Below are 655 nucleotides of genomic sequence, written 5' to 3' on the forward strand. Positions count from 1 at the left end.
GGCGGATCGACACGTATTCCGGCTGTTCAGGACAAGGTTCGGAGGATGCTTGGCATGGAACCATCCAAGGGTATCAATCCGGATGAATGTGTTGCCATGGGGGCAGCTATTCAGGCCGGCAAGCTAAGCGGCAGTCTGCCGGAGAATTCTGCGGCAAGTTCCATTATTTTGATGGATGTGACGCCATTATCTCTGTCCATTGAAACGGTGGGCGGCATTGCGACACATTTGATCGAACGGAATACGACTATCCCGGTCAGACACAGTCAGATATTCACAACAGCAGCAAACTTCCAGACATCGGTTGATATCAAGGTGTATCAGGGCGAGCGCCAGTTTGTCAAGGACAATACGCTGCTTGGCAATTTCAAGCTCAGTGGTATCAAGCGGGCTATGGCCGGCGTACCGCAGATTGAAGTTACTTTTGATATTGATGTCAACGGTATTTTGACGGTAGCTGCCAAGAATATGGGAACAGGAAAAGCACAGCAGATTACGATCACATCGCGTTCGAATCTTTCAGAGGAAGAGATACAGCAAGCGGTTCGTGAGGCAGAGATGTATGAACAGGAAGATGGCGAGAGAAAAGGCTATTATGAACTCCACTCAGAATCAGAAGTGCTGATCGCCAAGACAGAGCAGGCGCTGAAGAAGG

Annotated in this window: 1 protein-coding gene; it reads left to right on the forward strand. The window is 49.6% G+C overall.

The window, feature by feature from the left end:
- Nucleotides 1–655: Hsp70 family protein (locus WMO25_RS18615; protein WP_349086744.1), on the forward strand; the 655-nt coding region annotated here is incomplete at both ends.

It is taken from the genome of Coprococcus intestinihominis (assembly GCF_040096555.1).
Taxonomy (GTDB): Bacteria; Bacillota; Clostridia; order Lachnospirales; family Lachnospiraceae; genus Coprococcus_A; species Coprococcus_A intestinihominis.